At 60.7% G+C, this 26,187-nt stretch carries 19 protein-coding genes; 6 read left to right on the top strand and 13 right to left on the bottom strand.

Translation table 11 applies throughout. The features are described from left to right. Nucleotides 1-132: 132 nt before the first annotated feature. Entirely contained in the window at nucleotides 133-1,404 is a 1,272-nt protein-coding gene (gene codB / locus AF70_RS01705) for a cytosine permease (RefSeq protein WP_019579963.1), read from the top strand. A gap of 13 nt (nucleotides 1,405-1,417) precedes the next feature. Further along, complete coding sequence (gene codA, locus AF70_RS01700; protein WP_028941194.1) at nucleotides 1,418-2,662, top strand: cytosine deaminase; 1,245 nt, start codon at nucleotides 1,418-1,420, stop codon at nucleotides 2,660-2,662. Nucleotides 2,663-2,719: 57 nt separating this feature from the next. On the opposite strand, the gene AF70_RS01695 is transcribed toward codA, so the two are convergent. Continuing rightward, nucleotides 2,720-3,712 carry a DeoR family transcriptional regulator gene (locus AF70_RS01695; protein WP_028941193.1) on the bottom strand — a complete coding sequence of 331 codons (993 nt, stop codon included), beginning with the start codon at nucleotides 3,710-3,712 and terminating at the stop codon, nucleotides 2,720-2,722. A gap of 172 nt (nucleotides 3,713-3,884) precedes the next feature. Here AF70_RS01695 and AF70_RS01690 point away from each other — a divergent pair, with 172 nt between their 5' ends. Further along, nucleotides 3,885-5,036 carry an MFS transporter gene (locus AF70_RS01690; RefSeq protein WP_028941192.1) on the top strand — a complete coding sequence of 384 codons (1,152 nt, stop codon included), beginning with the start codon at nucleotides 3,885-3,887 and terminating at the stop codon, nucleotides 5,034-5,036. A 41-nt stretch (nucleotides 5,037-5,077) separates the two neighbouring features. Here the strand turns inward: AF70_RS01690 and AF70_RS01685 are convergent, their stop codons facing one another. From AF70_RS01685 to AF70_RS01675, 3 genes are all read right to left on the bottom strand, one after another. Continuing rightward, complete coding sequence (locus tag AF70_RS01685; protein ID WP_028941191.1) at nucleotides 5,078-7,501, bottom strand: TonB-dependent receptor; 2,424 nt, start codon at nucleotides 7,499-7,501, stop codon at nucleotides 5,078-5,080. Between the two features lie 97 nt (nucleotides 7,502-7,598). Beyond that, nucleotides 7,599-8,573, bottom strand: coding sequence for a FecR family protein (locus AF70_RS01680; protein ID WP_028941190.1), 975 nt, complete (start codon nucleotides 8,571-8,573; stop codon nucleotides 7,599-7,601). A 58-nt stretch (nucleotides 8,574-8,631) separates the two neighbouring features. Continuing rightward, nucleotides 8,632-9,132, bottom strand: a complete 501-nt coding sequence (locus tag AF70_RS01675; RefSeq protein WP_019579957.1) for a sigma-70 family RNA polymerase sigma factor — start codon at nucleotides 9,130-9,132, stop codon at nucleotides 8,632-8,634. 171 nt (nucleotides 9,133-9,303) lie between these two features. Between AF70_RS01675 and AF70_RS01670 the strand changes: the two genes are divergently transcribed. Continuing rightward, nucleotides 9,304-10,431, top strand: a complete 1,128-nt coding sequence (locus AF70_RS01670) for an HlyD family secretion protein (RefSeq protein ID WP_028941189.1) — start codon at nucleotides 9,304-9,306, stop codon at nucleotides 10,429-10,431. Beyond that, nucleotides 10,428-12,020, top strand: coding sequence for a DHA2 family efflux MFS transporter permease subunit (locus AF70_RS01665; protein ID WP_028941188.1), 1,593 nt, complete (start codon nucleotides 10,428-10,430; stop codon nucleotides 12,018-12,020). Before AF70_RS01670 ends, AF70_RS01665 begins: the two co-directional genes overlap by 4 nt. A gap of 21 nt (nucleotides 12,021-12,041) precedes the next feature. Here the strand turns inward: AF70_RS01665 and AF70_RS01660 are convergent, their stop codons facing one another. The 3 genes from AF70_RS01660 to AF70_RS01650 all read right to left on the bottom strand — a co-directional run bounded on the left by AF70_RS01660 (nucleotide 12,042) and on the right by AF70_RS01650 (nucleotide 15,093). Beyond that, a complete protein-coding gene (locus AF70_RS01660) occupies nucleotides 12,042-12,482 on the bottom strand; it encodes a carboxymuconolactone decarboxylase family protein (protein ID WP_019579954.1) in 441 nt (146 codons plus the stop codon). Between the two features lie 159 nt (nucleotides 12,483-12,641). Beyond that, complete coding sequence (locus tag AF70_RS01655; RefSeq protein ID WP_028941187.1) at nucleotides 12,642-14,090, bottom strand: mechanosensitive ion channel family protein; 1,449 nt, start codon at nucleotides 14,088-14,090, stop codon at nucleotides 12,642-12,644. A 136-nt stretch (nucleotides 14,091-14,226) separates the two neighbouring features. Further along, nucleotides 14,227-15,093, bottom strand: coding sequence for a pirin family protein (locus tag AF70_RS01650; RefSeq protein WP_019579952.1), 867 nt, complete (start codon nucleotides 15,091-15,093; stop codon nucleotides 14,227-14,229). Nucleotides 15,094-15,336: 243 nt separating this feature from the next. Between AF70_RS01650 and dkgB the strand changes: the two genes are divergently transcribed. Continuing rightward, nucleotides 15,337-16,140 carry a 2,5-didehydrogluconate reductase DkgB gene (gene dkgB / locus AF70_RS01645; RefSeq protein ID WP_019579951.1) on the top strand — a complete coding sequence of 268 codons (804 nt, stop codon included), beginning with the start codon at nucleotides 15,337-15,339 and terminating at the stop codon, nucleotides 16,138-16,140. A 3-nt stretch (nucleotides 16,141-16,143) separates the two neighbouring features. Here dkgB and AF70_RS01640 read toward each other — a convergent pair whose 3' ends face one another. The 6 genes from AF70_RS01640 to AF70_RS01615 all read right to left on the bottom strand — a co-directional run bounded on the left by AF70_RS01640 (nucleotide 16,144) and on the right by AF70_RS01615 (nucleotide 25,863). Further along, nucleotides 16,144-19,386 (bottom strand): transporter substrate-binding domain-containing protein, encoded by a 3,243-nt coding sequence (locus AF70_RS01640; RefSeq protein WP_081791089.1) that lies wholly within the window; start codon nucleotides 19,384-19,386, stop codon nucleotides 16,144-16,146. Next, nucleotides 19,387-20,007 (bottom strand): response regulator transcription factor, encoded by a 621-nt coding sequence (locus tag AF70_RS01635; RefSeq protein WP_019579949.1) that lies wholly within the window; start codon nucleotides 20,005-20,007, stop codon nucleotides 19,387-19,389. Between the two features lie 98 nt (nucleotides 20,008-20,105). Continuing rightward, nucleotides 20,106-20,513 carry a hypothetical protein gene (locus tag AF70_RS01630; protein ID WP_019579948.1) on the bottom strand — a complete coding sequence of 136 codons (408 nt, stop codon included), beginning with the start codon at nucleotides 20,511-20,513 and terminating at the stop codon, nucleotides 20,106-20,108. Nucleotides 20,514-20,654: 141 nt separating this feature from the next. Beyond that, the gene (mgtA, locus tag AF70_RS01625; protein ID WP_028941185.1) at nucleotides 20,655-23,372 is read right to left on the bottom strand and encodes a magnesium-translocating P-type ATPase; all 2,718 of its coding nucleotides are present in this window, start codon (nucleotides 23,370-23,372) and stop codon (nucleotides 20,655-20,657) included. A gap of 539 nt (nucleotides 23,373-23,911) precedes the next feature. After that, nucleotides 23,912-25,249 (bottom strand): lysine N(6)-hydroxylase/L-ornithine N(5)-oxygenase family protein, encoded by a 1,338-nt coding sequence (locus AF70_RS01620; protein ID WP_019579946.1) that lies wholly within the window; start codon nucleotides 25,247-25,249, stop codon nucleotides 23,912-23,914. 131 nt (nucleotides 25,250-25,380) lie between these two features. Further along, on the bottom strand, nucleotides 25,381-25,863 hold the full coding sequence (locus tag AF70_RS01615; protein ID WP_019579945.1) for a sigma-70 family RNA polymerase sigma factor: 483 nt from the start codon (nucleotides 25,861-25,863) through the stop codon (nucleotides 25,381-25,383). Between the last annotated feature and the right edge of the window lie 324 nt (nucleotides 25,864-26,187).

Here is a 26,187-nt window from a genome sequence, read left to right as displayed (position 1 = left end):
AACCACAGCCGCACTGCTTTCGTGCCCCTCTTCAGGCCAAATCCGCCTGCTCGTCTATAAATAACAACACCCTCGCGCCATTGGCACGAGCACTGCAACACCCTCGCGTCCCCATCCAGCAAGGAACGCCACATGACGCAGAACGATCCGGGCAACGACTATCCCCTCAGCGAAGTCCCGATGCATGCCCGCAAGGGGCTCGCCTCCACGGCCATGGTGCTGCTGGGTTTTACTTTCTTCACAGCGACTATGTTTGCCGGCGGCAAGCTGGGGGTGGCGTTCAGTTTCGGCGAGATGCTGACGGTGATCATCGTCGGCAACCTGCTGCTGGGAATCTACGCAGCCGGGCTTGGCTACATCGCCTTCAAAAGCGGCCTCAATTCGGTGTTGATGGGCCGTTTCTGCTTCGGCGAAGTGGGCAGCAAGCTCAGCGACCTGATCCTCGGCTTCACCCAGATCGGCTGGTACGCCTGGGGCACCGCGACTGCCGCCGTGGTACTCGGCAAATATTTCGAACTGAATGAAAGCACCGTTCTGGGGCTGATGGTCCTGTTCGGCCTGGGCTTTTGCGCCACGGCGTACATCGGCTATCGCGGGCTGGAGATTCTGTCGTACATCGCCGTGCCAGCCATGATGTTGCTGCTGATGCTGTCGATGTGGGTCGCGACGGTGAAGGTCGGCGGGCTCGAGGGTTTGCTCGCGGTGGTGCCGACAGCAACACTGGACTGGTCGACCGCGATTACCCTGGTGTTCGGCACCTTCGTCAGTGGCGCGACCCAGGCGACCAACTGGACACGTTTCTCCCGTTCGGCGCGAGTCGCGGTGCTGGCGAGCCTTATCGGCTTTTTCATCGGCAACGGCCTGATGGTGTTGATCGGTGCCTACGGCGCGATCGTCTATCAGCAACCGGACGTGGTCGAAGTGCTGTTGCTGCAAGGTTTCGCCATGGCCGCGATGGCGATGTTGCTGCTCAACATCTGGAGCACCCAGGACAACACGATCTACAACTTCGCCGTCGCCGGCTGCAATCTGTTGCGCACCGGCCGGCGCAAAACCGTGACCCTGGCCGGCGCGGTGATCGGCACGCTGCTGGCGCTGCTGGGTATGTACGACATGCTGGTGCCTTACCTGATTCTGCTGGGCACGGTGATTCCGCCGATTGGCGGGGTGATCATGGCGGACTTTTTCTTCCGTTACCGTGGGCAATATCCACGCCTGGCCGATGCCCGGTTGCCGGCGTTCAACTGGCCTGGCCTGAGCGCTTATGCGGTCGGCACCGTCGCGGCATTCAGCTCGCCGTGGATCGCGCCGCTGGTAGGGATTGCCACTGCCGCGCTAACGTATGTGTTATTGACCGGCGTACTGGGTGCCCGTACCGCCGAAGCGCCACTACAAGATCTATAAAAGGACTCGCCTGATGCACATCATCAACGCCCGCCTGCGCAACCAAGAAGGCCTGCATGAGTTGCACCTGGAAAACGGCCTGATTCACAGCATCGCCCGGCAAACCGAAGCCCCGTCACTGGGACCTGACGATCTGGATGCCGGCGGTAATCTGGTGGTGCCGCCCTTCGTCGAACCGCACATTCACCTCGACGCCACCCTGACGGCCGGCGAACCGCGCTGGAACATGAGCGGTACGCTGTTCGAAGGCATCGAGTGCTGGGGCGAGCGCAAGGCCACCATCACTCAGGAAGACACCAAGACCCGCGCCAAAAAAACCATCCAGACCCTCGCCGCCCACGGCATTCAGCACGTGCGCACCCACGTCGATGTCACCGACCCGGAACTGATCGCGCTCAAGGCGATGCTCGAAGTCCGCGAGGAAAGCCGCCACCTGATCGACCTGCAAATCGTCGCGTTCCCCCAGGAAGGCATCGAGTCGTACCGCAATGGCCGGGAGTTGATGGAAGAAGCGATCCGCCTGGGCGCCGATGTGGTCGGGGGCATTCCGCATTTCGAATACACCCGGGACCAGGGCGTGAGCTCGGTGAAGTTCCTGATGGACCTGGCCGAACGCACGGGCTGTCTGGTGGACGTGCATTGCGACGAAACCGACGACCCGCACTCACGCTTCCTTGAAGTGCTGGCCGAAGAGGCCCGCAGCCGCGACATGGGTTCGCGCGTCACCGCCAGCCACACCACGGCGATGGGCTCCTACGACAACGCCTACTGCGCGAAACTCTTTCGCCTGCTCGGGCATTCGGGGATCAGTTTTGTTTCGTGCCCCACCGAAAGCATCCACCTGCAAGGCCGCTTCGACAACTTCCCGAAACGCCGTGGCGTGACCCGGGTGAATGAGTTGCTCGAAGCGGGGATGAACGTGTGTTTCGGTCAGGACTCGATCGTCGACCCGTGGTATCCGCTGGGCAATGGCAACATCCTGCGGGTGCTCGAGGCCGGTTTGCACATCTGCCACATGCTCGGTTATCGCAATTTGCAGAGTGCGCTGGACCTGGTCACGGACAACAGTGCCAAGGCGATGAACCTGGGCGATCGCTATGGATTGGAACTGGGCCGGCCGGCGAATCTGCTGATTCTGTCGGCGGACAGCGATTACGAGGTGATCCGCAGCCAGGGTCTGCCGCTGTATTCGATACGTGGGGGCAAGGTGTTGATGAAGCGGCAGATGCCGGTGATTGAGTGGGCGGATCGGCTCTGAATCTTCGCTGACCGTTCGGGCGTCATCGCGAGCAGGCTCGCGATGACGGTCTCAAAATCACTCCATCAACCGCGCCGTCCCAAACAACCTGACCCGACTCAATTCGCCCTCCCGTTCTTCCAGCAGAATCGGCGCCGTGCCGCCGGGCATGACCACTTTCACTGCCCCGGCCGCCACCCACCCCACTCGCCACGCCGCGCACGCCACCGCACTGGCGCTGGTGCCCGACGACTCGGTCGGCCCTTCGCCACGCTCGAACACCCGCGCAACGATTCGCCCTTCGGACTCAAGCATCGCCCATTGCAGGTTCACGCCTGCCGCACACGGCTGCCCTGCCCCGGTCGGCGTGGCATAAGCAATGCGGGTCAACCCTCCAGACAACTCCGGCTCACGCATTTGCGCGTTGCTCGGCAACGCATCGGCGCCTGTCACTAACGTCACACAATGGGGATTACCGATGCGCACGAACTGGCTGCGGTTCCAGGCAGGGTCGAGCGTCGACAATGGCCGCACATGACTGACATCACGCCCGTTCAACACCACGGCTTCGACCCCTTGCGCACCCACCGCTTCAGGCCCGAACGAAGGCTGCCCCAAGTCCAGCCAGAACCCTTGCACGCCATCGATTTCGGCGGGTTTCACCGAAGTCGCCACCGGCGAAACCGCATCATTCTTGTCGTGATGAACCCTGAGCAGGCAGGCCTCTTCCTTCGGCATCAGCCCTTGTTCGCTCAGGGCCTGGGAAAAAATCGTCAGGCCATTGCCACTGCGCTCGGCCAGGCTGCCGTCGGTGTTGACGATCAGCAGGTCAAACGGCGGCGAAGATTGAAACGGCCCCACCAGCAAGCCATCGCAACGATGCGCCTTGCTGCCGGGCGGTTGTGTCCCGGGAGCCCAGCCGCAGAATGCCTCGATGGCAGACAACGCCCAGGCCTCGCGGGTTTGCGCCGCCTGGCTGGCCTGTTCAGGCAGATCGATACCGCTACCGCGCAGGGCGTCAGGCGCCACCACTGCGTAGATATTGCCTCGAGCATCGTACATCCGCGTCATGGCGCCCCCCCTATGAACAATTGATGCGTCGACAATATCGCGAAACAACGGCTGGCTGTGCAAGGATGTCACCCTGCCTGACTGCTGTCCCCCCCCCCCCGAACGTGGTGATCGAACCCTTTGCGGTTGTTCACTGTCCTTTGGGACGCGACGTTTTTTGCCAAGGATCGATATGACCAACCTCAACACCCAAGCCGCCTTCATCCCCGGACGTCTGGAACAGATGTCCACGCGCATCGCCTTCTTCATCGCCGGTTTCGGCATCGCGGCCTGGGCGCCGCTGGTGCCTTATGCCAAGGCGCGGGCCGGGCTGGATGAAGGCACCCTCGGGCTGTTGCTGTTGTGCCTGGGCGTGGGTTCGATTCTGGCGATGCCCATGGCCGGGATTCTGGCGACGCGTTTCGGCTGCCGTCGGGTGTTGAGCGGCGGCACCTTGTTGATCTGCGCGGCGCTGCCGCTGTTGGCGACGGTGTCTTCGATTCCGGCGTTGATCGCGGCGTTGTTCATGTTCGGCGCTGGCCTGGGCACGGTGGATTCGACGGTGAACCTGCAAGCGGTGATCGTCGAGCGGGCCAGCGGCAAGACTATGATGTCGGGGTTTCATGGGCTGTTCAGCCTCGGCGGCATCGTCGGCGCAGCGGGTGTCAGCGGCCTGCTCGGTCTGGGTTTTTCGCCGCTGGGGGCGATGTGCGTGGTGATCGTGGTGCTGGTGCTGGCATTGCTTAAAGCCGCGCCGCACCTGTTGCCTTACGGCAGCGAAAGCTCCGGCCCGGCGTTTGCCGTGCCCCATGGCATCGTGCTGTTTATTGGCGGGATGTGCTTCATCGTGTTCCTGGCCGAAGGCGCGGCACTCGACTGGAGCGCGGTGTTCCTGGCGCAGGAACGCGGGATCGACACCGCGTATGCCGGGCTGGGTTATGCGGCATTTGCGCTGACCATGACGCTCGGGCGCTTGACCGGCGACAGGATTGTCCGGCGCCTTGGTTATACGCGAGTGATTGTGTTCGGTGGGCTGACGGCCGCGACGGGCCTGGCGCTGGCGACGTTCGCACCGGCGTGGGAAGCGGCGCTGGTGGGTTATGCGTTGCTGGGGGCTGGCTGCTCGAACATTGTGCCGGTGCTCTATACCGCAGTCGGCAAACAGACCGTCATGCCCGAAAGCATTGCCGTGCCGGCCATTACCACATTGGGCTATGCGGGGATTCTCGCCGGGCCGGCGGTGATCGGCTTTATCGCCCATGGCAGCAGTTTGAGTTTTGCCTTTGGGTTGATGGCGATGTTGCTGGTGGCGGTGGCGATTGGCGGCAGGGTATTGAAGGTTTAAAAGCATCGCGGGCAAGCCCGCGATGAAGTTAACTCAGTCGATCAGAACCCGACGCTGGCCTGCACAAAGAACGTGCGTGGCGCGCCGACGTACATCCCCGAGTTGTTGTCGCTGGAACGGGTGAAATACTGCTTGTCGAAGATGTTTTTCACCCCGGCGCCGACTTTCAGGTTCGACAACTGCGAGCCGAAGTCATAGCCACCGCGCACGTTCCAGGTCACATAACCCGGAATGTCGCCGTACTGGCCGTCTGCGGAACCTTCGGTGATGTAGTTGCCGCTGAAGCTGCCATCGGCATTTACACCGGTCCCCGGCGAACGCTGCTTGGACTGGGCAAAGGCATCGAGGTTGTAGGTCCAGCGGTTGATGTCGTAACGCAGCCCGGCGGTGGCCACCTGACGCGAGTAGAACGGCAGATCACGGCCCTTGAAGCCCGGGATCTCACCTTCATATGTGGCGCGGGTGTAGGTGAAACCGGCGTTGGCGGTCAGGCCGTCGAGCATCGGGTTGAGCGCCGACAGGTCGTAATGCACCGACGCTTCAAGGCCCTGGTGCTTGGTCGCGCCGAGGTTGGTCCAACCCACGTCGTTACTGATGTATTGCAGTTCGTCATCGAAGTCGATGTAGAACAGCGTCACTTCCCCACCCCACACGTCATCGTTGTAGCGCGTACCGATCTCGTAGGTCTTGGCCTTTTCCGGGCTCAAGCCATTGGCGGTGTTGTCGCCCGAACCACCCTGGCCGAGCTGGAAATATTGCAGGCTGCCGAACGAGGTTTCGTAGTTGGCGAACAGCTTCCAGGCCTCGGACAGGTGATACATCACGCTCAGGGCCGGCAGCGGTTCGTTGCTGTCGATGCTGCGGCGCTTTTCCTGCACAGGTTTGCCGGCGGTGTCGAGCACCGGTCTGTCGTGCCATTCGGTGCTGATGCTTTCAAAACGGATGCCGGGGGTCACGGTCCAGTTGCCGACGTCGATCTTGTCATCGAGGTAAACGGCGTGGGCTTCGGTGCCGCCAGTGCGGTCCTGGAACACATGGCCATCGGAAATTTTGCTGACCACCGGCTGATTGTTCACCAGCGCCAGACGGCTCGACTCTTCGTGCATGCCTTCTTTCAGGTAGCGATAACCGACGCTGGCTTCCTGCGTGGTCGGGCCCAGGTCGAACACATGGGACACCCGCGGCTCGATGCCGAAGGTGTAGTAAGTGCGTGGATAAGAGCTGAGGGTTTTCTGGTCACGCGCGGCGATGGTGCTGCCACGGAAGCTGTCGGAATAGTAGGTCAGCACTTCGGCCTGGGTCCGGTCGTCGATCTGCCGCGCCCACTTGAACGACACGTCCTTGCGGCGGCCGCTGAAGTTGTCATGGTCGCGGTCGGACTGGAACGGATCGGCGTCGTACTGCTTCTGCGTCAGGCCGCCGGGCATGTCGGCGCTGGCATCGTAGTAATGGAAGTTGAGGCTGAAATCGTCCTGATCGGTGGGCGCCCAGTGAGTCTTGAGGATCACGTCGTCGATGTCATTGCCGTTGTTGCTTTTGCGATAACCGTTGCCGTTCACCCCGGAATACAACAGCGCCACGCCCATGCCGTTATCGGCGGTGCCGCCGAGAAACGCGGTGTCGATGTGTTTCCAGCCACCGCGCTGGGTGGTTTCCAGAGTGGTGCCGATTTCACCGGTGGCTTTCTCCGGGATCGCGCGGGTGACGAAGTTGATCACGCCACCGACGTTCTGCGGCCCGTAACGCACGGAACCGGCGCCGCGCACCACATCAATGCTGTCGAGGTTGCCGGAGGAAATCGGCGCCATGGACAGTTGCGGTTGGCCATAAGGTGCGAAGGCGGCCGGCACGCCGTCGATCAGCACGGTGGAGCGTGGCGACAGGCGCGAGGTCAGGCCGCGCACGCCGACGTTCAGGGAAATGTCGCTGCCGCCGGTGCCGTTGGCGTCCTGCACTTGCACGCCGGGCACGCGCTTCAATACGTCGCCGACGTTCATCGCACCCTGCTCGACCATCGCTTCACGGCGAATCACCGTACGCGCGCCGGGATGGTTTTGCACCACGGCGGCATCGGCGTCACCGAGCCAGTCACCCACCACCTTGATGTCGGTCACGCCCAGTTCCAGCGGGCCATTTGAGGCGGAAGTCGGTGCCGGCATCAGCGTTACCGAACCTTCATCGATCTGGTATTGCAGACCGCTGCCTTGCAGCAATTGGCGCAAGGCCTGTTCCGGCGAGAGGTTGCCGTCCACTGCCGGAGCCTGTTTGCCGGCCACCAGTTCCGGGCTGAAAAAAACCTGCAGCGAGGTTTGCTGGCCCAACTGACTCAAGGCCTGGCCCAATGGCTGCGCCTGAATATGAATGGCATCGGCGGCGAATGCCTGAGGCAGCGCCGAGCTGACCGACAGGGCGAGCGCGAGGGGCAGCCAGGATGACTTGTTATTTTTAGCGGTGGTTTTCTTCACGTCGAACGTTGTCCTGTGGATCGCAAGAGTGTGCGTCTGTTAATGCAAACCAGTTGCAGTTGGACAAGAAGACGAAGAACTCGAAAAAAACCTGAATCTATCGGGAAATTATTTCCTGGCTGCCGTCATCAAGGGTGCGGATGGCCACCGGCAGAATGCTCGGCAAGGCCTTGAGCAGCGCATCGGTGTTGTCGGATTTGAACACGCTGGTCAGGCGCAGGTTGCCCACGTTGGTGCTGCCGACTGTCAGCGGTTTCTCCCGATAACGCGACACTTCTTCGGCCACTTCGCTGAGGCTGGCGTTGTTGAACACCAGTTTGCCGCTGCGCCATGCGGTCAGTTCCGCAGGGTTGACCGCATAGGCGGCGGCCACCTTGCCCTGGGCATCGACGCGAGTGCCAAGGCCGGCAGTGAGGCTGAGGAAATCGTCGCCGTCTCCTTGAACCCGGACCGTGCCCTGCTCCACCGCGACCCGGGTTTCGGCGCTGTCGCGGCGCACATCGAACCGGGTGCCGGTGACCGTGACCTTGCCGCTGCCCGCCTCGACCACAAACGGTCGACTGCTGTCGTGCTCGACGCTGAACATCGCCTCGCCTTGCGTCAACTCGATGCCGCGACGGTCCTTTTCATAGCGCACCTGTACCCGGCTGCGGCTGTTCAGATCAATCACCGAACCGTCCGGCAACGCCACATGACGACGTTCGCCAAGGGCTGTGGAATATTCAGCCGTGTAGGTCGCCGGAGAGTTCAAGCCACTGAATAGCCCCAGGCCGAGCGCCACCGCCAACACACTGGCGGCCACTGCGTAACGCACAAGCGGACGACGTTTACTGCGCGCCACCGGAGTTTCACACAGTGCGTGCAGACGCTTGGCCGGCAATCGATCGGCCGCCACCCACAGGTTCTGGAGTATCTGATATTCGTTGCGATGCTGAGGGTGTTCGTCCAGCCAGATCTCGAAGCGGCTCTGCTCTTCGGCACTGACGGCAGGTTCCTGCAAACGCACAAACCACCGCGCCGCGTCGTCGCGAACCGTTGTTTGCCCGCACGCACAATCACGAGTATCCATCATGGAAAATCCTGCTTGGCTGGGGATGAGAAGCCGGCGATCTGTTCGGGACGACGCAACATCATGGTTGTGACCCGTCCAGACGATCACGCAGATGCCGCAGGGTGCGGATCATATACTTTTCCACCATGTTCCTGGACAGCCCCAGGCGCTCGGCGATTTCGGCCTGGGTCAGGCCTTCGATCTTCTGCCAGACGAACACCTTGCGGCAGTTGAGCGGCAACTCGGTGAGCGCCCGTTCAATGGAATCCGCCAACTGGATCGCGTGCATGAAATGCTCCGGGTCGCCGGACGACGACACACTGTGATCGATCGCCTCCGACTCCATGGCGCCCCGCCGATCCTCACGCCGATAACCATCCACCGCAATGTTGCGCGCGGTCTGGTGCAAATACGCCCGAGGTTGTTGCACCGCCGCCGAATCGGACTCGAGCACCCGCACGAAGGTGTCATGGGCCAGGTCCTCGGCCTGCTGACGATTTCTCAGGCGACGGGTCCAGGTGCCGATCAACTCTTCGTAATGCTCGAAAAAGCCGGGTCTGCGGGGCAGCTTGGGGGTCATTGCGGTGTGCTGTGGGGAGGAAGCGCGAATAGTAATGCTTCCTATTAACTGGAAGCAATGGATTCCACTTGGGAGCACCAGACGACCGGTAGCAAAAACCCATTGTCACGAAATATTACCTACGTCATATTACACACATAATAAAGCCTCGTTTCCCACAGGTATTTCTCCATGACCAGCATGCCCAGCCTCGAACCCGACCTTGCCGTCGCAGCGACCCCACCCAAGCCTCCCCTGCTGAAACGGATGGTGCTGCTGACGGCAGCCATCGCTGCCCTGGTGTTTATCGGGCTGTACGCGAACCATTGGTGGACTGCCGGGCGCTTCATTGAAGAAACCGACGATGCCTACATTGGTGGCGACGTCACGGTGATCGGCCCGAAGGTTGCCGGCTATATCGAAGAAGTGCTGGTGACCGACAACCAGAGGGTCAAGGCCGGCGATGTGCTGATCCGGATCGACGCCCGTGACTATCGCGCCAACCTGGCCAAGGCTGAAGGCGCGGTGGCCGCTGAAGAAGCGCTGCTCGCCAACCTCGACGCCACCGAACAACTGCAACACGCGGTGATCGGCCAGGCCCGCGCCGGTATCGATGCCGCGGGCGCCGAAACCGCACGCTCGCGGGACGACAATGCCCGCTACAAACGCCTGGTGGGCAGCAATGCCGTCTCGGTGGAAAGCGCGCAACGGGCCGACGCCACCTTCAAGACGGCCCAGGCGCAGAGTGCCCGGGCCCAGGCCGAATTGCTGGCCGCGCAACGCCAGTTGAACGTGATCGAAACCCAGAAACAACAAGCCCGTGCCGCATTGGTACAGGCGCGGGCCGAGCGTGATCTGGCGCAGTTGAACGTCGGCTACACCGAGTTGAAAGCCCCCGTCGATGGCGTGATCGGCAATCGTCGGGCGCGGGTCGGCGCTTATGCCCAGGCCGGTTCGCAACTGTTGTCGGTGGTGCCGTCCAGCGGGCTGTGGGTCGATGCCAATTTCAAGGAAGATCAGCTAGCGCGGATGACGCCGGGCCAACGTGTGATCGTGCATGCCGACGTGCTCAAGGGGCGTGAATTCCACGGGCATCTGGACAGCCTGGCGCCGGCCAGCGGTTCGCAGTTCAGCGTGCTGCCACCGGAAAACGCCACTGGTAACTTCACCAAAATCGTCCAGCGGGTGCCGGTGCGGATCCTGCTCGACCCGGCGGATGGCGTGCTCGGTCATCTGCGTCCAGGCCTGTCGGTGACGGCCGAAGTGGACACCCGCGCCGAGCCTGAAGCGCAAACCCCAACCGTGGCCAGCGCGCCATGAGCCGTGCCCTCGCCGCCCCCGCGCAACCGTTCAACGCCGCCAACATGGCGACGGCGACCAAGGTGTTCGCCTTCGCCACGATGTGCATCGGCATGTTCATTGCGCTGCTGGATATCCAGATCGTCTCGGCGTCGCTGCGTGACATCGGCGGCGGGCTCTCGGCCGGCACCGACGAAACTGCCTGGGTGCAGACCAGTTACCTGATCGCCGAAATCATCGTGATTCCGCTGTCGGGCTGGTTGTCCCGGGTGTTCTCGACCCGTTGGTTGTTCTGCGCCTCGGCGATTGGCTTCACCCTGGCCAGCCTGCTCTGCGGCGTGGCCTGGAACATCCAGAGCATGATCGCCTTCCGCGCCCTGCAAGGGTTTCTCGGTGGCTCGATGATTCCGCTGGTGTTCACCACCGCCTTCTTTTTCTTCACCGGCAAGCAACGGGTGATCGCCGCCGCAACCATCGGCGCAGTGGCCTCGCTGGCGCCGACGCTGGGGCCGGTCATCGGTGGCTGGATCACTGACATTTCGTCCTGGCACTGGCTGTTCTACATCAACCTGGTGCCGGGGATTTTCGTCGCGGTGGCAGTGCCGATGCTGGTGAAAATCGACCAGCCGGAATTGTCGCTGCTCAAAGGCGCCGACTACCTGAGCATGCTGTTCATGGCGGTGTTTCTCGGTTGCCTGGAATACACCCTCGAAGAAGGCCCGCGCTGGAACTGGTTCAGCGACAGCACGATTCTGACCACTGCGTGGATCAGCGGCCTGGCCGGATTGGCCTTCATCGGTCGAACCTTGTACGTGGCCAATCCGATCGTCGATCTGCGCGCCTTGAAGGACCGCAACTTCGCCCTCGGCTGCTTCTTTTCGTTCGTCACCGGGATCGGCCTGTTCGCGACGATTTACCTGACGCCGCTGTTTCTCGGCCGGGTGCGTGGCTACAGCGCGCTGGACATTGGCCTGGCGGTGTTTTCCACCGGGGTGTTCCAGATTATGGCGATTCCGCTGTACGCCTTTCTGGCCAATCGCATCGACCTGCGCTGGATCATGATGACCGGCCTTGGGCTGTTCGCCCTGTCGATGTGGGATTTCAGCCCGATCACCCATGACTGGGGGGCTAGAGAATTGATGCTGCCGCAAGCCTTGCGCGGGATCGCGCAACAACTGGCGGTGCCGCCGGCGGTGACCCTGACCCTTGGCGGGTTGGCACCGGCGCGGCTCAAACATGCTTCGGGGTTATTTAACCTGATGCGTAACCTTGGCGGCGCGATGGGGATCGCCGCGTGCGCGACAATTCTCAATGACCGCACCAACCTGCACTTCACCCGGTTGGCGGAGAACCTCAACAGCACTAACGAAGCACTCAATCAGTGGCTGTCCCAGGTCGGCCATAACTTCGCCGCCCTCGGCCAGAGCGGTGACATCGGCGTCACCGCCAGCCTGCGTCAGCTGTGGTTGCTGACGTACCGCGAAGCGCAGACGCAAACCTACGGCGACGCGTTCCTGATGATCATGGTCTGCTTCATTCTCGCCACGGCGATGGTGCCCCTGATGCGCAAGGTGCAACCACCGGCCGCGCCGAGTGCCGATGCTCATTGAGCCCGGCGGCACTTCAAAAAGTCAGGCCTGAGGCATCTTGCGGAAGCCCACGGCCAGGCGGTTCCAGCTGTTGATGGTGGAAATCGCCACAGTCAGGTCGACCATTTCCTTGGGGCTGAACTCGGCGCTGAGCAGCGCATAGTCTTCGTCCGGCGCGTGGGTCAGGCTCACTTGGGTCATGGACTCAGTCCAGGCCAGTGCGGCGCGCTCGCGATTGGTGAAAAACGGAGCCTCGCGCCAGGCGGTCACGGCGAACAGCCGGCGTGGCGTTTCCCCATCCTTCATGGCATCGGCAGTGTGCATGTCGATGCAGAAGGCGCAGCCGTTGATCTGCGACGCACGCAGCTTGACCAGTTCGATCAGCGACTTTTCCAGGGGCAGTTTCGAGACAGCGGTTTCCAGGGCCATCATGGCTTTGAAGGCGTCTGGGGAGGCAGTGTAGAAATCGATACGGGTTTGCATGGCGAGCTCCAATCACAATGGGTGTTGGCGCTACGTTAATGCGGACCTGAGGTTGAACAAATAGCCAATTATTGGGAAGTTGAGGATGCCAATAGACCAGAAGAATTTCAGAGAGGGTGCCGACGCCTGCTCGCGAAGGCGCCGGAACAGGCAACCAACCTATGAGTGACTACGATTGCGCAACCACTGCAAAAACCCTTTTTTCTCCACCACCTTGGGTGTTTCCTGAATCAGCGTCTGAGCCTTGTTCAAGCGGAAATCCAGCAACGTCTTCATCGCTTCACCGATGTCATGCCGCGCATCCAGGCACGGTTGGAGGTATTCCCTTTCGATCCGGTACAAGCTGCAGTTCGTCTTGGCTTTAAAATCCGCCGGCATCGCCATATCGGACAAAATCCCGCCCTCGCCGATCACCTCTCCCGGCCCCATGCGCCCGCTTTCGATCTTGACCCCGCCGCGGCTCAGCTCCACCGACACGACGCCGGATTCAATGATGAACAAATGATCGCTGACCTCCCCCGCTGGCAGGATCATTTCTCCGGCGCGGAAGGTTTGCAGCTTCATGTTCTGGCTGAAGGTTTCTTTCTCTTCCTGACGCAGGGTCGAGAAGATGTTCGAGCTGTCCAGCAACGCCCGTTGCCGTGACAAGGCCGCAGGAGCGTTGGGCTCGACGTTCGACAACAGGATCACGCCGGACGCCTGCAAGTGCCGGAACGCCAGGTCGAACAGCAGATTGCGCACCATGCGTTTCTGATCCATGGAGACCACGAAGCCGCTGATTTCATACTCCACGCCGGTGCTGCCGGAGCTTTTCAACGCCACGCACGGTGCCGGTTTGTCCAACAGAAAGCGGCACCCCTGCATGGCCCGCTCCAGGGCATCGATCACCGTTTGCGGACGCGCGTGGGGGCTCACTTGCAAACTGATCGAGACGCCGAAAATATCGCTGGGCCGGCTGAAATTGATGATCTTGGCCTTGGCCGCCAGGGAGTTGGGGATCACCGCCATGCTGCCTTGGGAGGTTTGCAGGCGTGTGGCGCGCCAATCGATGTCGGTGACCCGACCTTCGGTGCCATCGATGGAGATCCAGTCCCCCAGTTGATAGGGTTTGGTGGTGTTCAGGACGATCCCGGAAAACACGTCGCTGAGGGTACTTTGCAAGGCCAGGCCGACGACGATCGCCAACGCGCCGGATGTCGCCAGCACGCCCTTGACCGGCAATTCGAGCACGTACGCCAGGGCAGCAATGACCGCGATCAGGAAAATCACCGCGCCGAGCAAGTCCTGCAACAAGCGCCCGGTGTGCCCGACCCGTTGCATCATCACCGCGCCGAGCAATACCGTCAGGGTGCGCGCTGCGTATAGCCACCAGCCAATCTGCAAACCGGTTGCCGCCAAGTGCAACGGCACATTGTCGGCCCAGGGCGCCGGCGCCATGGGGTTCAAGCCTTCGTTGAACAGCAGCACGCTGAACAACGCGAAAATCACCACTCGCGCGGCCAGTTTCCAGTTGCTGCTACTGGCCGTGATCAAACGCCACAACACCAGATCGATCAGGATCAGGATCAGCGCGCTAAGCAACGGGTGATTGGTGAGCAGTGACAGCATCAAGCAACTCCAACAAAGGCCAATGGCATGAAGATCTCACAGATTGTAGGAGCTGGCGAAGCCTGCGATCTGCAAAACGCCACAAAACCAATGTGGGAGATACCAGGTTGCAGAGCAACCCACTACTGCGTCGTGTTCAACCGCTCATCCGGCCGAACCGGCCCGACTGGAAGTCGCTGAAGGCCTGATGGATTTCCTGCTCGGTGTTCATTACAAACGGGCCGTGGCCGACGATGGGCTCGTCGATCGGCTCGCCGCTGAGCAGCAGCACGACTGCATCGTTGTCGGCTTCGAGGCTGAGCTGATCACCGTCGCGTTCGAACAACGCCAACTGCCCGTCACGCACCAGTTCCTGACCATTGACCTGAACCGTACCGCGCAGCACCACCAGTGCGGTGTTGCGTCCTTCATGCAGATCCAGGGTCAGCAACTTGCCGGCGTTCAAGCGCACATCCCACACGTCGATCGGCGTGAAGGTCCGCGCCGGGCCTTTGTGGCCGTCGAACTCACCGGCGATCAAGCGCAGGCTGCCGGCATTGTCTTTCAGCGGGATACGCGCAATGTCGCCGTCGAGAATCGTCTGGTAACCGGGCTCGGCCATCTTGTCCCTGGCCGGCAAGTTGACCCACAGCTGCACCATTTCCAGGGTGCCGCCGGTTTTGGCGAAACCTTCGGAGTGAAACTCCTCATGAATGATCCCCGAGGCCGCGGTCATCCATTGCACATCGCCGGGGCCGATCTTGCCGCCGCTGCCGGTGGAGTCACGGTGCTCCAGTTCGCCCTTGTAAACGATCGTCACGGTCTCGAACCCGCGGTGCGGATGCTGACCCACGCCACGACGCTCGGTGGTCGGAGTGAATTCGGCGGGACCTGCGTGATCCAGCAGCAGGAACGGGCTGATGTGTTTGCCCAGGTTGTCGTAGGAAAACAACGTGCGAACCGGAAAACCGTCGCCGACCCAATGAGGTCGTGGACTGGTGTAGATACCGATGATGTTTTTCATCTTTGCCTCTGAATCTGTTGTGTGACGCGATGGATAAAGCTTAAAACCATGACCTTTGGCGCACTAGACTGCAAAAATCAGCCTCATCGTTCTATCTGGGGAACGATGGAGGAAGATTTTTTGATCTTCCAACAGCCCATTCATGACTTGCGGTAAACAGTGCTTTGCCAAACCAGCGGTTTTTCTCAAGGGTGCAGCCGGGGATACTCCCGCCCATTCCCACTGCAACCCCTGGAGTCATTGATGTCTATTCCCGCATTCGGTCTTGGTACGTTTCGCCTGCAAGGCCAAGTGGTCATCGATTCGGTAAGCACCGGTCTTGAGCTGGGTTACCGGGTCATCGACACCGCGCAAATCTACGAAAACGAAGCCGAGGTCGGCCAGGCTATCGCTGCCAGCGGCATTGCCCGTGAAGAGCTGTTTATCACCAGCAAAATCTGGGTCGCCAATTTTGCCAAAGACCGGTTGATCGACAGCCTCAAAGAGAGCCTGGATAAGCTGCAAACCGACTATCTGGACCTGACCCTGATCCACTGGCCGTCGCCGGAAGATCAGGTGCCGGTCGAAGAGTTCATGGGGGCGCTGCTCGAGGCCAAACGACTGGGCCTGACCCGTCGGATCGGCGTGTCCAACTTCACGGTCGACCTGATGAAGCAAGCCATTGCTGCGGTCGGCGCCGAGAACATCGCCACCAACCAGATCGAGCTGCACCCGTACCTGCAAAACCGCAAGGTCGTCGAATTTGCGCAAAGCCAGGGCATCCAGATCACCTCTTACATGACCCTGGCCTACGGCGAAGTGCTGAAAAATCCGCTCATCCAGCAGATCGCCGATCGCCTGCAGGCGACGCCGGCCCAAGTCACCCTGGCCTGGGCCATGCAACTGGGGTACGCGGTGATCCCCTCTTCCACCAAACGCACCAACCTGCAAAGCAATCTGCACGCCTGCACCCTGACCCTGAGCGACGCCGACATGGCGCTGATCGCGGGCCTGGATCGCGGCCAGCGGCTGACCAGCCCCAAAGGCATTGCGCCGCAGTGGGATTGAGTTTCAGCCCTGACTTAAATCTTGGCTCAAGCGTTCATCCAGCGATGACATCGCGTGCTGCAATTGATCGACGGCATCGTCGAGCAGCGCCGAATCCCCCACATCGATGACACGCTCCAGTTGCTCGCAATGCTCGATCAAACGCACCGCCCGGACCATGCGCGCACCGCCCTTGATGCGGTGCGCCAGGTCGCGCAGCACACGGTGATTGCCATTGGCGTGCGCCTGGAGCAGATCATCCCGATCCACCCGGTTGGTCACCGTCAGCTCGCGCACCAGACTATCAATCAACGTGCGGTCCGCACCGACGTATTGTTCCAGGCCACTGAGGTCCATCTCGGGCGTTGATGGTTCTTCGATGCGCTCAGGCGCCTGACTGGCAAACCTGGACGCCAGCCAAGCGTCCAAATCCGCCAACAGGATGGGTTTGAACAGGCAGTCGTCCATGCCTGCCTCCAGGCATCGGGCCTTCTCCTCGGGCTGCGCATTGGCGGTAAACCCCAGAATCAGCGTCGGCGGCAATCCCTGGGCGCGCTCTTCATCGCGTATGGCTCCCGCCAGTTCATAACCACTGAGCATTGGCATATTGCAATCGGTAACGACCAGATCGAAGTCATGCTCACGCCACAGCTCAAACCCCCGCGCGCCATCCTCGACCTCCAGAACCTGATGCCCCAGGTGGCTCAGTTGTCGCGAAAGCAACAAGCGGTTGGCCGGGTGATCATCGACCACCAGAATAGTCAGTGGCCGTGTCGGCGCCTGCAACCCGCTATCCACCCCGCCACTGGAAGGCAACGGTGACAAGGCGGTCAGCTCAAGGTCAATGTCCACTCGCGTGCCCTGTCCGAGGACGCTGTCGAGTTGCAACCGCCCGCCCATCATTTCGCACAGCGTGCGGCTGATCACCAAACCCAGGCCAGAGCCGCTTCGGGCTGACTGTCGGCCGTTATCGGCCTGGATGAACGGGCTGAACAACCGTTGTCGGTCGACGGTGCTGATGCCTATGCCGGTGTCTTCAATTTGCACGCTGACCGCCAGATGCCCCGACATGACGGGCGCCACTCGTAGCGTCAGGCTCACTTCACCCTCACGGGTGAACTTGATGGCGTTGCTCAGCAGATTGGACAGCACCTGCTTGAAACGGATGGGGTCGATCAACACATCGCAGTCGCTGTGTTCGTCCAGATCGATTCGCCACACGAGCGATTTCTGCCGTGCAAGGCCCTCGAAAACCCGACACACCGATGCCACCAGCGCCCGCAGATTGGCCCGTTCAGGGCTCAGGGATAAATGCCCAGACTCGATCCGCGCGATATCCAGAATGTCGCCAATCAGCGCCAGCAATTGTTGGCCGGCACTGGACGCCACCTCAATCGCAGAACGGTCGATGACGCCTTCATCTGCGCGCATCAGGGCCAGTTCGAGCATGCCGATCAGCGCGTTCATCGGCGTGCGGATCTCATGACTCATGGTCGCCAGAAAGGTGGTTTTGGCGCGATTGGCGTCGTCCGCCACGTCCTTGGCGTCCTGCAATTGCTGCAACCATTGCTGGCGCTGGCGGATCTGCCGGCGCTGCCAGGCAATCCAGACCAGGGCGAGCAACAGCAAGGCGCCAGCCACGGTAAACGCTTGAACAATGCCTTGGCGATGACGCAGCCAATAGCTGTCATCCACCACCACATCATGGCTCCAGCGCGCCACCAGATCGTCCATCTCCTGGGGCGAGATGCTCAGCAATGCCTTGTTCAGAATCGAGTGCAACTCCAGCGCGCCACGGGCAGTGGCCAGGGCGATGCGGGCGGGCTGATCGCCCACGGTGCTGCTGACACGCAGCTGCTCGTGATACTGCCGGGCGATCAGGTAACGGGCGACGATCAATGAACTGAGCGTCGCGTCAGCCCGCCCCCCGATCACCCATTCCATTCCCTCCGCCGGACTTTGCACCTCGACCAGGCGCACCTGCGGCGCCCGGGCCTGGATGAAGCCGAACAACGGATGACCGCGATAAATGGCCAGGCGCTTACCGGCCAGATCGTCCAGCGTCCTGGGGCTGTCCACTTTCGTTTTACTGACCAGCACGAAAGGGTTACTAAGGTAAGCGCGGGTAAAGAGCAACGCGTCTTCACGCTCGGTACTGGGCGTGACTACCGGCAGCAGGTCGATCTCACCGTCCCGAAGTTGCTCGATTTGCCGGTCCAGCGAGTGGCCGCGTTGCACCTCAAAGGTCAAACCGCTGCGCTGGCTGATCAGCGTCAGCAACTGTGCCGTCAACCCGCTCAGCCGACCTTGGGCATCATAGAATGTCAGCGGGGCAAAGTTGTCGATCGCACCGACGGTGACCGTCGGATGCCGATCCAGCCAGCGTTGCTCGCTGACGCTCAAACGCACCTGCTGTTGACCCGCCGTACTGGCCCTGCCGGCACTCCAGCGCACCTCAATGGCCAAGCGCTGCTCCATGGGAATCGCCGCCAGCGCCTTGTCGACGATGCCTTTCAGACGCGGGTTATCCAATGCCAGAGCGAAGCCAAACGGGTTGGCATCCAGACCGGAAGGCCCCGCCAGCTGAACGTTATTGAGGTAATTGTTGTTGATCAGGTAATTGGCGCTGATGAAGTCGCCCAGGTACACATCGCACTGTCCGAACGCCACCGCCCCGAGCGCGTCGAGGGTCGAGGGGTAACGCTGCAAACGTGCGTCGGGATAAAAATCTTCAACAGCCTGCGCCTGCAAATAGTCTTCAACCATGGCAATACATTTGCCGGCAAGATCGACAGGCATCCGCTCGTCCAGCCGAGTGGCCAGCATCGGCTGATCTTCGGCATAGGCCCGGGATCTGGTCAGCGACGGATCGGCCGCCTCGAAGTTGTTCGATGTCCCGAGCAGATCCAGTTCATGGTGCTTGAGGGCATCCATGGCGGCTTCACGGGTGGCATACCGCAGCACCTCGATCCTGACGTGCAGCAGTTGCCCCAACAGTTCGGCGTAATCGGCCGTGATGCCCTCCAACTCATCGCTGTGACGTGTCACCTCGAATGGCGGGTAGTCGGGGCCCGTCACCCCCAGGCGCAGGGTCCGTTTATCGCGTAGCCATTGCCAGTCCGTTCCGTCCAGTTTTACCTGATAGCCCTGCACCGTGGAGCGCCCCAGCAAATGCAACGGCTGCGGTTCGTCGGCCAGCGCTGTTTGAATGTGTTGTACAAGGCACAGTGCACACGCTAACAGTAAAGTGCGCACGGTCGGGTTCACTCAGAACAGACCATTGCGCGTGACGAATTCCGGCAGGAACACCTTCGACTTCACTCCGAGTTTTTCGACCAGGCGGCTGGTGTAGGTGCTGGTGGTCTTTACACTCAAATTCATACGCTCGGCGATTGCCTTGTTGGTCATGCCTTGGGCCAAATACCGCAGGACCGCCAGTTCGCGGGTGGAGAGCTCGTCGATCCTCTGTTTTTCGCTGCGTTGCCCAAGGTCCTGCGGACCCGAAGACAGCTGCTTGAAAAAGGTGTAACCGGCCTTGACCGCATGCACGGCTTTTTGCAGTTGACTCAAGTCGGTGGTCTTGGCGACATACGCCATGGCCCCGGCGTGCATGCAACGCTGTTGAAATAACGATGGATCCGAGGCGGTGAAAACCACTACCCGACATGACCGATCACTGGCTGCGATTCGCTCCATCAGGGTCAAGCCATCGCCATCGGACAGACTCAGATCCAGTACCATCAGATCGATTTCATGCTCACGAAGTATCGACAATGCCTCGCGAACACTGGACGCCTCAAAGATGAGTTTGAAACCTTCCCCCTCAAGTACAAGTCTGACTGCGGCGCGTATCACCGGATGATCGTCCACAATCAGCACTTTTTTCATGGTAATTCCTTATGCACAAACTCAACGTTTGTCCCCGGAAAACCCCGGAGCAGACGCAGCGGCTGTGCGAAAACTTTTGCATAGGTAGAAGGAAGAAACTACCTGTCAGAAATGATAGTTTCGACGAGCGGTAGCCCAGCATCAACGAATGGCTGGTGATCCAGGGATTGTTCAGCTTCACACCCATGCAGATCGATCAGCGCCATCAGCCGTTGAACGGACGCAAGATCCGGCAGCTGCGCGTGGCCGTCGTAGATCAAGGCATGATGAACCTGGCCGTTATCGAGGAAGAACCCAGGCAGGTCCAACGCCCCATCCGCCAATGAGGCATTGATGACCACCAGATCAAACGGCTCGCAACCGTACTCGACCAGGTTCAGCATCTCGGCAAGGCTTTGCACCGGTGCCACTCGGTAATAACCGAGCTGGTTGAACAACCGCTCGGTTTTCAGCCGGTGAAAATGCTGCTCGTCGGCGATCAGGATGCGCAAGGCTTTATTTGGCAAAACAGGTCCCTTGAAGGTGACAGATTCGTGGGGGAGCAAGGCTACGGAAGACCTGTCGTGCTTTCTGTAGGATTTTTCCTAAAGATACGTGCTTAAAGATCAAAAGATCGCAGCCTTCGCCAGCTCCTGCATCTGGCAGCATTACTGCCAGCCAAACCGCCGAATATAGAAACCTTTCACCGCCTGGGTCAGTGCCATGTACGCCAGCAGAATCACCGGCAGGAACACGAAATACAGCGACGGCAGCGCCTGCAGTTTGAAGTAATGCGCCAGCGGCCCCATCGGCAGGAAAATTCCCACGGCCATGATGATGCCGGTCATCACCAGCAGTGGCATGGCGGCGCGGCTTTGCAGGAACGGGAGCTTCGGCGTGCGGATCATGTGCACGATCAGCGTCTGGGTCAGCAGCCCGACCACGAACCAGCCAGACTGGAACAGGGTCTGGTGGTCCGGGGTGTTGGCATCGAACACATACCACATCAAGGCAAAAGTGCTGATGTCGAAGATCGAACTGATCGGGCCGAAAAACAGCATGAAGCGTCCGACGTCCGCTGGCTGCCAGCGTTGGGGCTGTTTCAGCATGTCTTCATCGACGTTATCGAACGGGATGGCGATCTGCGAAATGTCATAGAGCAGGTTCTGCACCAGCAGGTGCATCGGCAGCATGGGCAGGAACGGAATGAACGCACTGGCCACCAACACCGAGAACACGTTGCCGAAGTTCGAGCTGGCGGTCATTTTGATGTACTTGAGCATGTTGGCGAAGGTCCGCCGCCCTTCCAGCACGCCCTCCTCCAGCACCATCAGGCTTTTTTCCAGAAGAATGATGTCCGCCGCTTCCTTGGCGATGTCCACCGCGCTGTCCACCGAAATGCCGATGTCGGCAGTGCGCAGGGCTGGCGCATCGTTGATGCCATCGCCCATGAAACCGACCACGTGACCGTTGCCCTTGAGCAGGCGGACGATGCGTTCCTTGTGCGACGGCGTGAGTTTGGCGAAAACGTTGGTGGTCTCCACCGCCACCGCCAGCTCGGCGTCGCTCATGTGTTCGATGTCGTTGCCCAGCAGCAGGCCTTGCTGCTCCAGTCCGACTTCACGGCAGATTTTCGCAGTCACCAGTTCGTTGTCGCCAGTCAGCACTTTCACCGCCACACCGTGTGCGGCCAGGGCCTTGAGCGCCGGCGCGGTGCTTTCTTTCGGTGGATCGAGGAAAGCCACGTAACCGATCAGCGTCAGCGCCTGTTCATCGGCCAGGCTGTAAGTGTCGCGGCCCTCGATCATCGGCCGCGCCGCCACCGCCACTACCCGCAGGCCTTCGGCATTGAAGGTGGCGGTGACCTGGCGAATGCGCGCCAGCAATTCATCGCTCAGCGCCTCGTCGGCATCGCCATGGCGCACCCGGGTGCACACCGCCAGCACTTCTTCCACCGCACCTTTGCAGATCAGCAAGTGCGGCTGATCACGCTCGGCCACCACCACCGACATGCGCCGCCGGGTGAAGTCGAACGGAATCTCGTCGACCTTGCGAAACGCCGTGCCGACTTTCAGTTCACGATGGATTTCCACGTGCTCCAGCACGGCCACGTCCAGCAGGTTTTTCAAGCCGGTCTGGTAGTAGCTGTTGAGGTAGGCCATTTCCAGCACGTCATCGGAATCGTTACCCCAGACATCGACGTTGCGCGCGAGGAAGATTTTGTCCTGGGTCAGGGTGCCGGTCTTGTCGGTGCAGAGCACGTCCATGGCGCCGAAGTTCTGGATCGCGTCGAGGCGTTTGACGATGACTTTTTTGCGCGACAGGAACACCGCGCCTTTTGCCAGGGTCGAGGTGACAATCATCGGCAACATTTCCGGGGTCAGGCCCACGGCGATCGACAGCGCGAACAGCAACGCCTCGGTCCAGTCACCCTTGGTGAAACCGTTGATGAACAACACCAGCGGCGCCATGACGAACATGAAGCGGATCAGCAACCAGCTGACTTTGTTGACCCCGGTCTGAAACGAAGTCGGCGCACGATCGGTGGCACCGACCCGCTGCGCCAGCGCGCCGAAATAGGTGTTGTTGCCAGTGGTGAGAATCAGCGCCATGGCCGTGCCGGACACCACGTTGGTGCCCATGAACAGGATGTTGTCGAGGTCCAGCGGGTTGTGGGTGTGGTTGTCCTGCTGACGAGGGAATTTTTCCACCGGCATCGATTCACCGGTCATCGCGGCCTGGCTGACGAACAGGTCCTTGGCGTTGAGCACTCGGCAATCGGCGGGAATCATGTCACCGGCCGACAGTACGATCAGGTCGCCCGGCACCAGTTGCTTGATCGGCAATTCAAGGCGTTGCGCACCGTTGTTCGCCACCTCCCGACGCATCACAGTGGCGGTGTTGCTGACCATCGCCTTGAGCGCGTCGGCGGCCTGGTTGGATTTGGTTTCCTGCCAGAAACGCAGCAAGGTCGAGAGCACCACCATCGAGAAAATCACGATGGCGGCTTTCATGTCTTCGGTCAGCCAGGAGATCACCGCCAGCAAGGTCAGCAGCAGGTTGAACGGGTTTTTGTAGCAGTGCCACAGGTGGGTCCACCACGGCAGCGGTTGCTCGTGCTCGACTTCATTGAGGCCGTATTGTTCGCGCAGCGCATCGGCCTCGGGTTCAGTCAGGCCGTCAGGGTGGCTGCCGAGGTTATCCAGCAATTGGCCGGTGTCGCTGTTGGCGGCGGCGACCAGGGTTTGCGCGAGCGTCGGCGGGACCTCACGGCTGACCGTGGTGTCGGTGAAGCTTTCCAGCAGCGCCAGTCGACGGAAGTGCCGGGCGATGTGACGGTTACGCAGGAATCCGGCGAAGAATTCTTTCAGCCAGGTCAGGTTCATGGCAGTGCCCCCCAGGGTCAGCCGGGAAACCGTCGAGCAGGCGTGTCGAGGCGCTGCGATGACGACACGGGGTCGAACATCACACGCTGTTCAGCGTCGATGAGAGGACGTCGGGAGTCGGGCCAAAATCGGCCACGATCGGGATGCCGCTGCTCGCTTTACGGCGAGACAACGGCACAAAAAGGCTGCGCGTTATCTTGCCGGGAAAATGCCGGTTACCGAGACCGGCCGACAACTGTCACTCGAACAAGTACCCACTGTGGGTCTCCGCTAATTAATGAAAACGCGCGAAGCTTACGCCGCGATATCTAGAGAGTAAACGCTGCGCAGGGGTGTTGCGGGGGGAATCGCGGGGTTCTTCAGGAAGGGTTCAGGTTGATCGCAAACCTGTGGCGAGGGGGCTTGTCGGAACGCCGCACCGCCCCGTTGGGGTGCGAAGCGCCCCCAAACCTGCAATCGCAATTTGTCAGACAGACCGCGATGTTGGATTTACGGCTGCTTCGCAGCCGAACGGGGGCAAGCCCCCTCGCCACAAAATCTCAGCTGGCAGTGGCCAACAACAAGTCCCTCACCGAGCGGCCATGCCCGCGGGATTTGCCATGGTCATACAACGAGCCGGCGATTTCATCGGCGCGGATCGGCAGGATCGACAGCAAGGTGTCGCTCAAACCGTGGCTGGCCTGGCAGAAGCCCTGCATGTAGATCCCGGCCTTGCAGCGCTCGTCGGTGATCAGCCTGTAGTTGCGATCGACCTCAAAATCGCCGAGGTATTGCTCCAGCGGCGCCAACAGTTTGCGGTGCATCTGACGCTCGTAACCCGTGGCCAGCACCACCGCGTCGTAACGACGAACCGAGACTTCTCCGGTGGCATTATTGCGCACAGTCAGTTCAATACCGCGTTCGGTGGCGATGGCTTTTTCGACGGTGGTCAGGGTACGGAACGCATGCCGCGCAATGCCCGAGACTTTCTGCCGGTAGAAGATTCCGTAGATGCGCTCGATCAGGTCGATGTCCACCACCGAATAGTTGGTGTTGTGGTACTCATTGACCAGACGCTCGCGTTCGCTGCTGGCCTGCTGGAACACCAGGTCGGTGAATTCCGGCGAGAACACTTCGTTGACGAAGGGGCTGTCATCGGCCGGTTTGAGGGCCGAACCGCGCAGGATCATGTCCACCTGCACCGACGGGAAGCTGTCGTTGAGGTCGATGAAGGCCTCCGCCGCGCTCTGCCCGCCGCCGATGATTGCGATGCTCATCGGTTGGTTGTTCACACACGGTTGTGTAGCCATGCGCTCCAGATACTGGGAATGGTGGAACACCCGACCGTCATCCTTCAATGCCTTGAACGCTTCGGGAATGCGCGGTGTACCGCCGGCGCTGACCACCACCGAACGGGTGGTGCGCACATGCTGCAAACCCTGAGTATCACGCGAGATCACCCGCAGCGCCTCGACCTGCTGGTTATGCAGCACCGGCTCGATGGTCAGCACTTCCTCGCCGTAGCGGCTCTGCCCGGTAAATTGCCCGGCGACCCAGCGCAGGTAGTCGTTGTACTCCATGCGGCACGGATAGAAGGTGCCGAGGTTGATGAAGTCCACCAGACGACCGTGGTGCTTGAGGTAGTTGACGAAGGAATACGGGCTGGTCGGGTTGCGCAGCGTCACCAGGTCCTTGAGAAACGATATCTGCAGTTCGCTCTGGGTGACCAGGGTGTTGCCGTGCCAGCGGTAGTCCGCCTGCTTGTCGAGAAACAGCACATCCAGCTCGCCCTGGCTCGGCCCGCGCTCTTGCAGGGCGATGGCCAGGGCCAGATTCGAAGGGCCGAAACCAACGCCGATCAGGTCGTGAACGATGGGCGATGCAATTGCCTGTGTCATTTCCAGTGTCCTCTGGATAAACCCCGCAGCTGCGGGGATAAAGCCTGGGTGACCTGACCGGCCTTTGGCGGCGGCAGATCGTCTGTTGAATAGGAACGAGGACAATGAAAAAAAATTTAACGAGGACTGATTTAAGCGACGTCCCACTGACGCATGCGCACCCGGCAATGCTTCATGGCATTGACGATGTGCTTTTCCACCAGCGCTTTGGAAATACCCAGGTGCTCGGCGATTTGCGGGTGTGACAGGCCTTCGATCTTGCGCAGCAGGAAGCTCTCGCGACACAGCCGTGGCAATTCCGCCAGTGCGCGCTGGAGCATGTCCAGGCGCTGACCGTGATCGAGGCTGTTGTGGGGCGAAGGGATGAAGTAGCGTTCTTCGCTGTCGAGCACGTCCAGCGACTCGACCTGACGCAGGGCATTGCGTCGGTGGTCGTCGATCACCAGGTTGAGCGCGGTGCGATAAAGGAACGCCCGGGGTTGTTCGATCGGCGTGTCGCTGGAACGCTCCAGTACCCGCAGATACGCGTCATGCACCACATCTTCGGCCACCTGGCGGTTGCCTAGCTTGGCGTTCAGGAAACACACCAGCTCGCGATAGTAGTTTTCCAACATGACTCCCGGCCGCACGGGGTGCGGTTTCTATCCTTGAACCAGATCCGCCACCGCCCAAATAGGCAATGGCACGATGATGGCGACTTCGAGTGCGTAATTTATAGTAATTCTCATATAGATTTAAAGTGCTGTTTCCATTTGCCTGCTAAATAGTGCTGTTCTATACCTGTCTGTCACTCAAAGCCTCAACGCTTAAATTCCCCGCCCCTTCCCTCGTTTACAGGACAGCTCCCCGTGGCTGTCGGTCCTCCGACAGCGTTCAGCTGCCGCCAGGTTTTGCGCGCAAGTTGAATGACGGGCCGAATCCTATTGGCCGGAACCCTG

It is taken from the genome of Pseudomonas sp. KD5 (genome assembly GCF_012932895.1).
Lineage (GTDB): Bacteria > Pseudomonadota > Gammaproteobacteria > Pseudomonadales > Pseudomonadaceae > Aquipseudomonas.
This window is presented reverse-complemented; position numbering and strand designations above follow the sequence as displayed.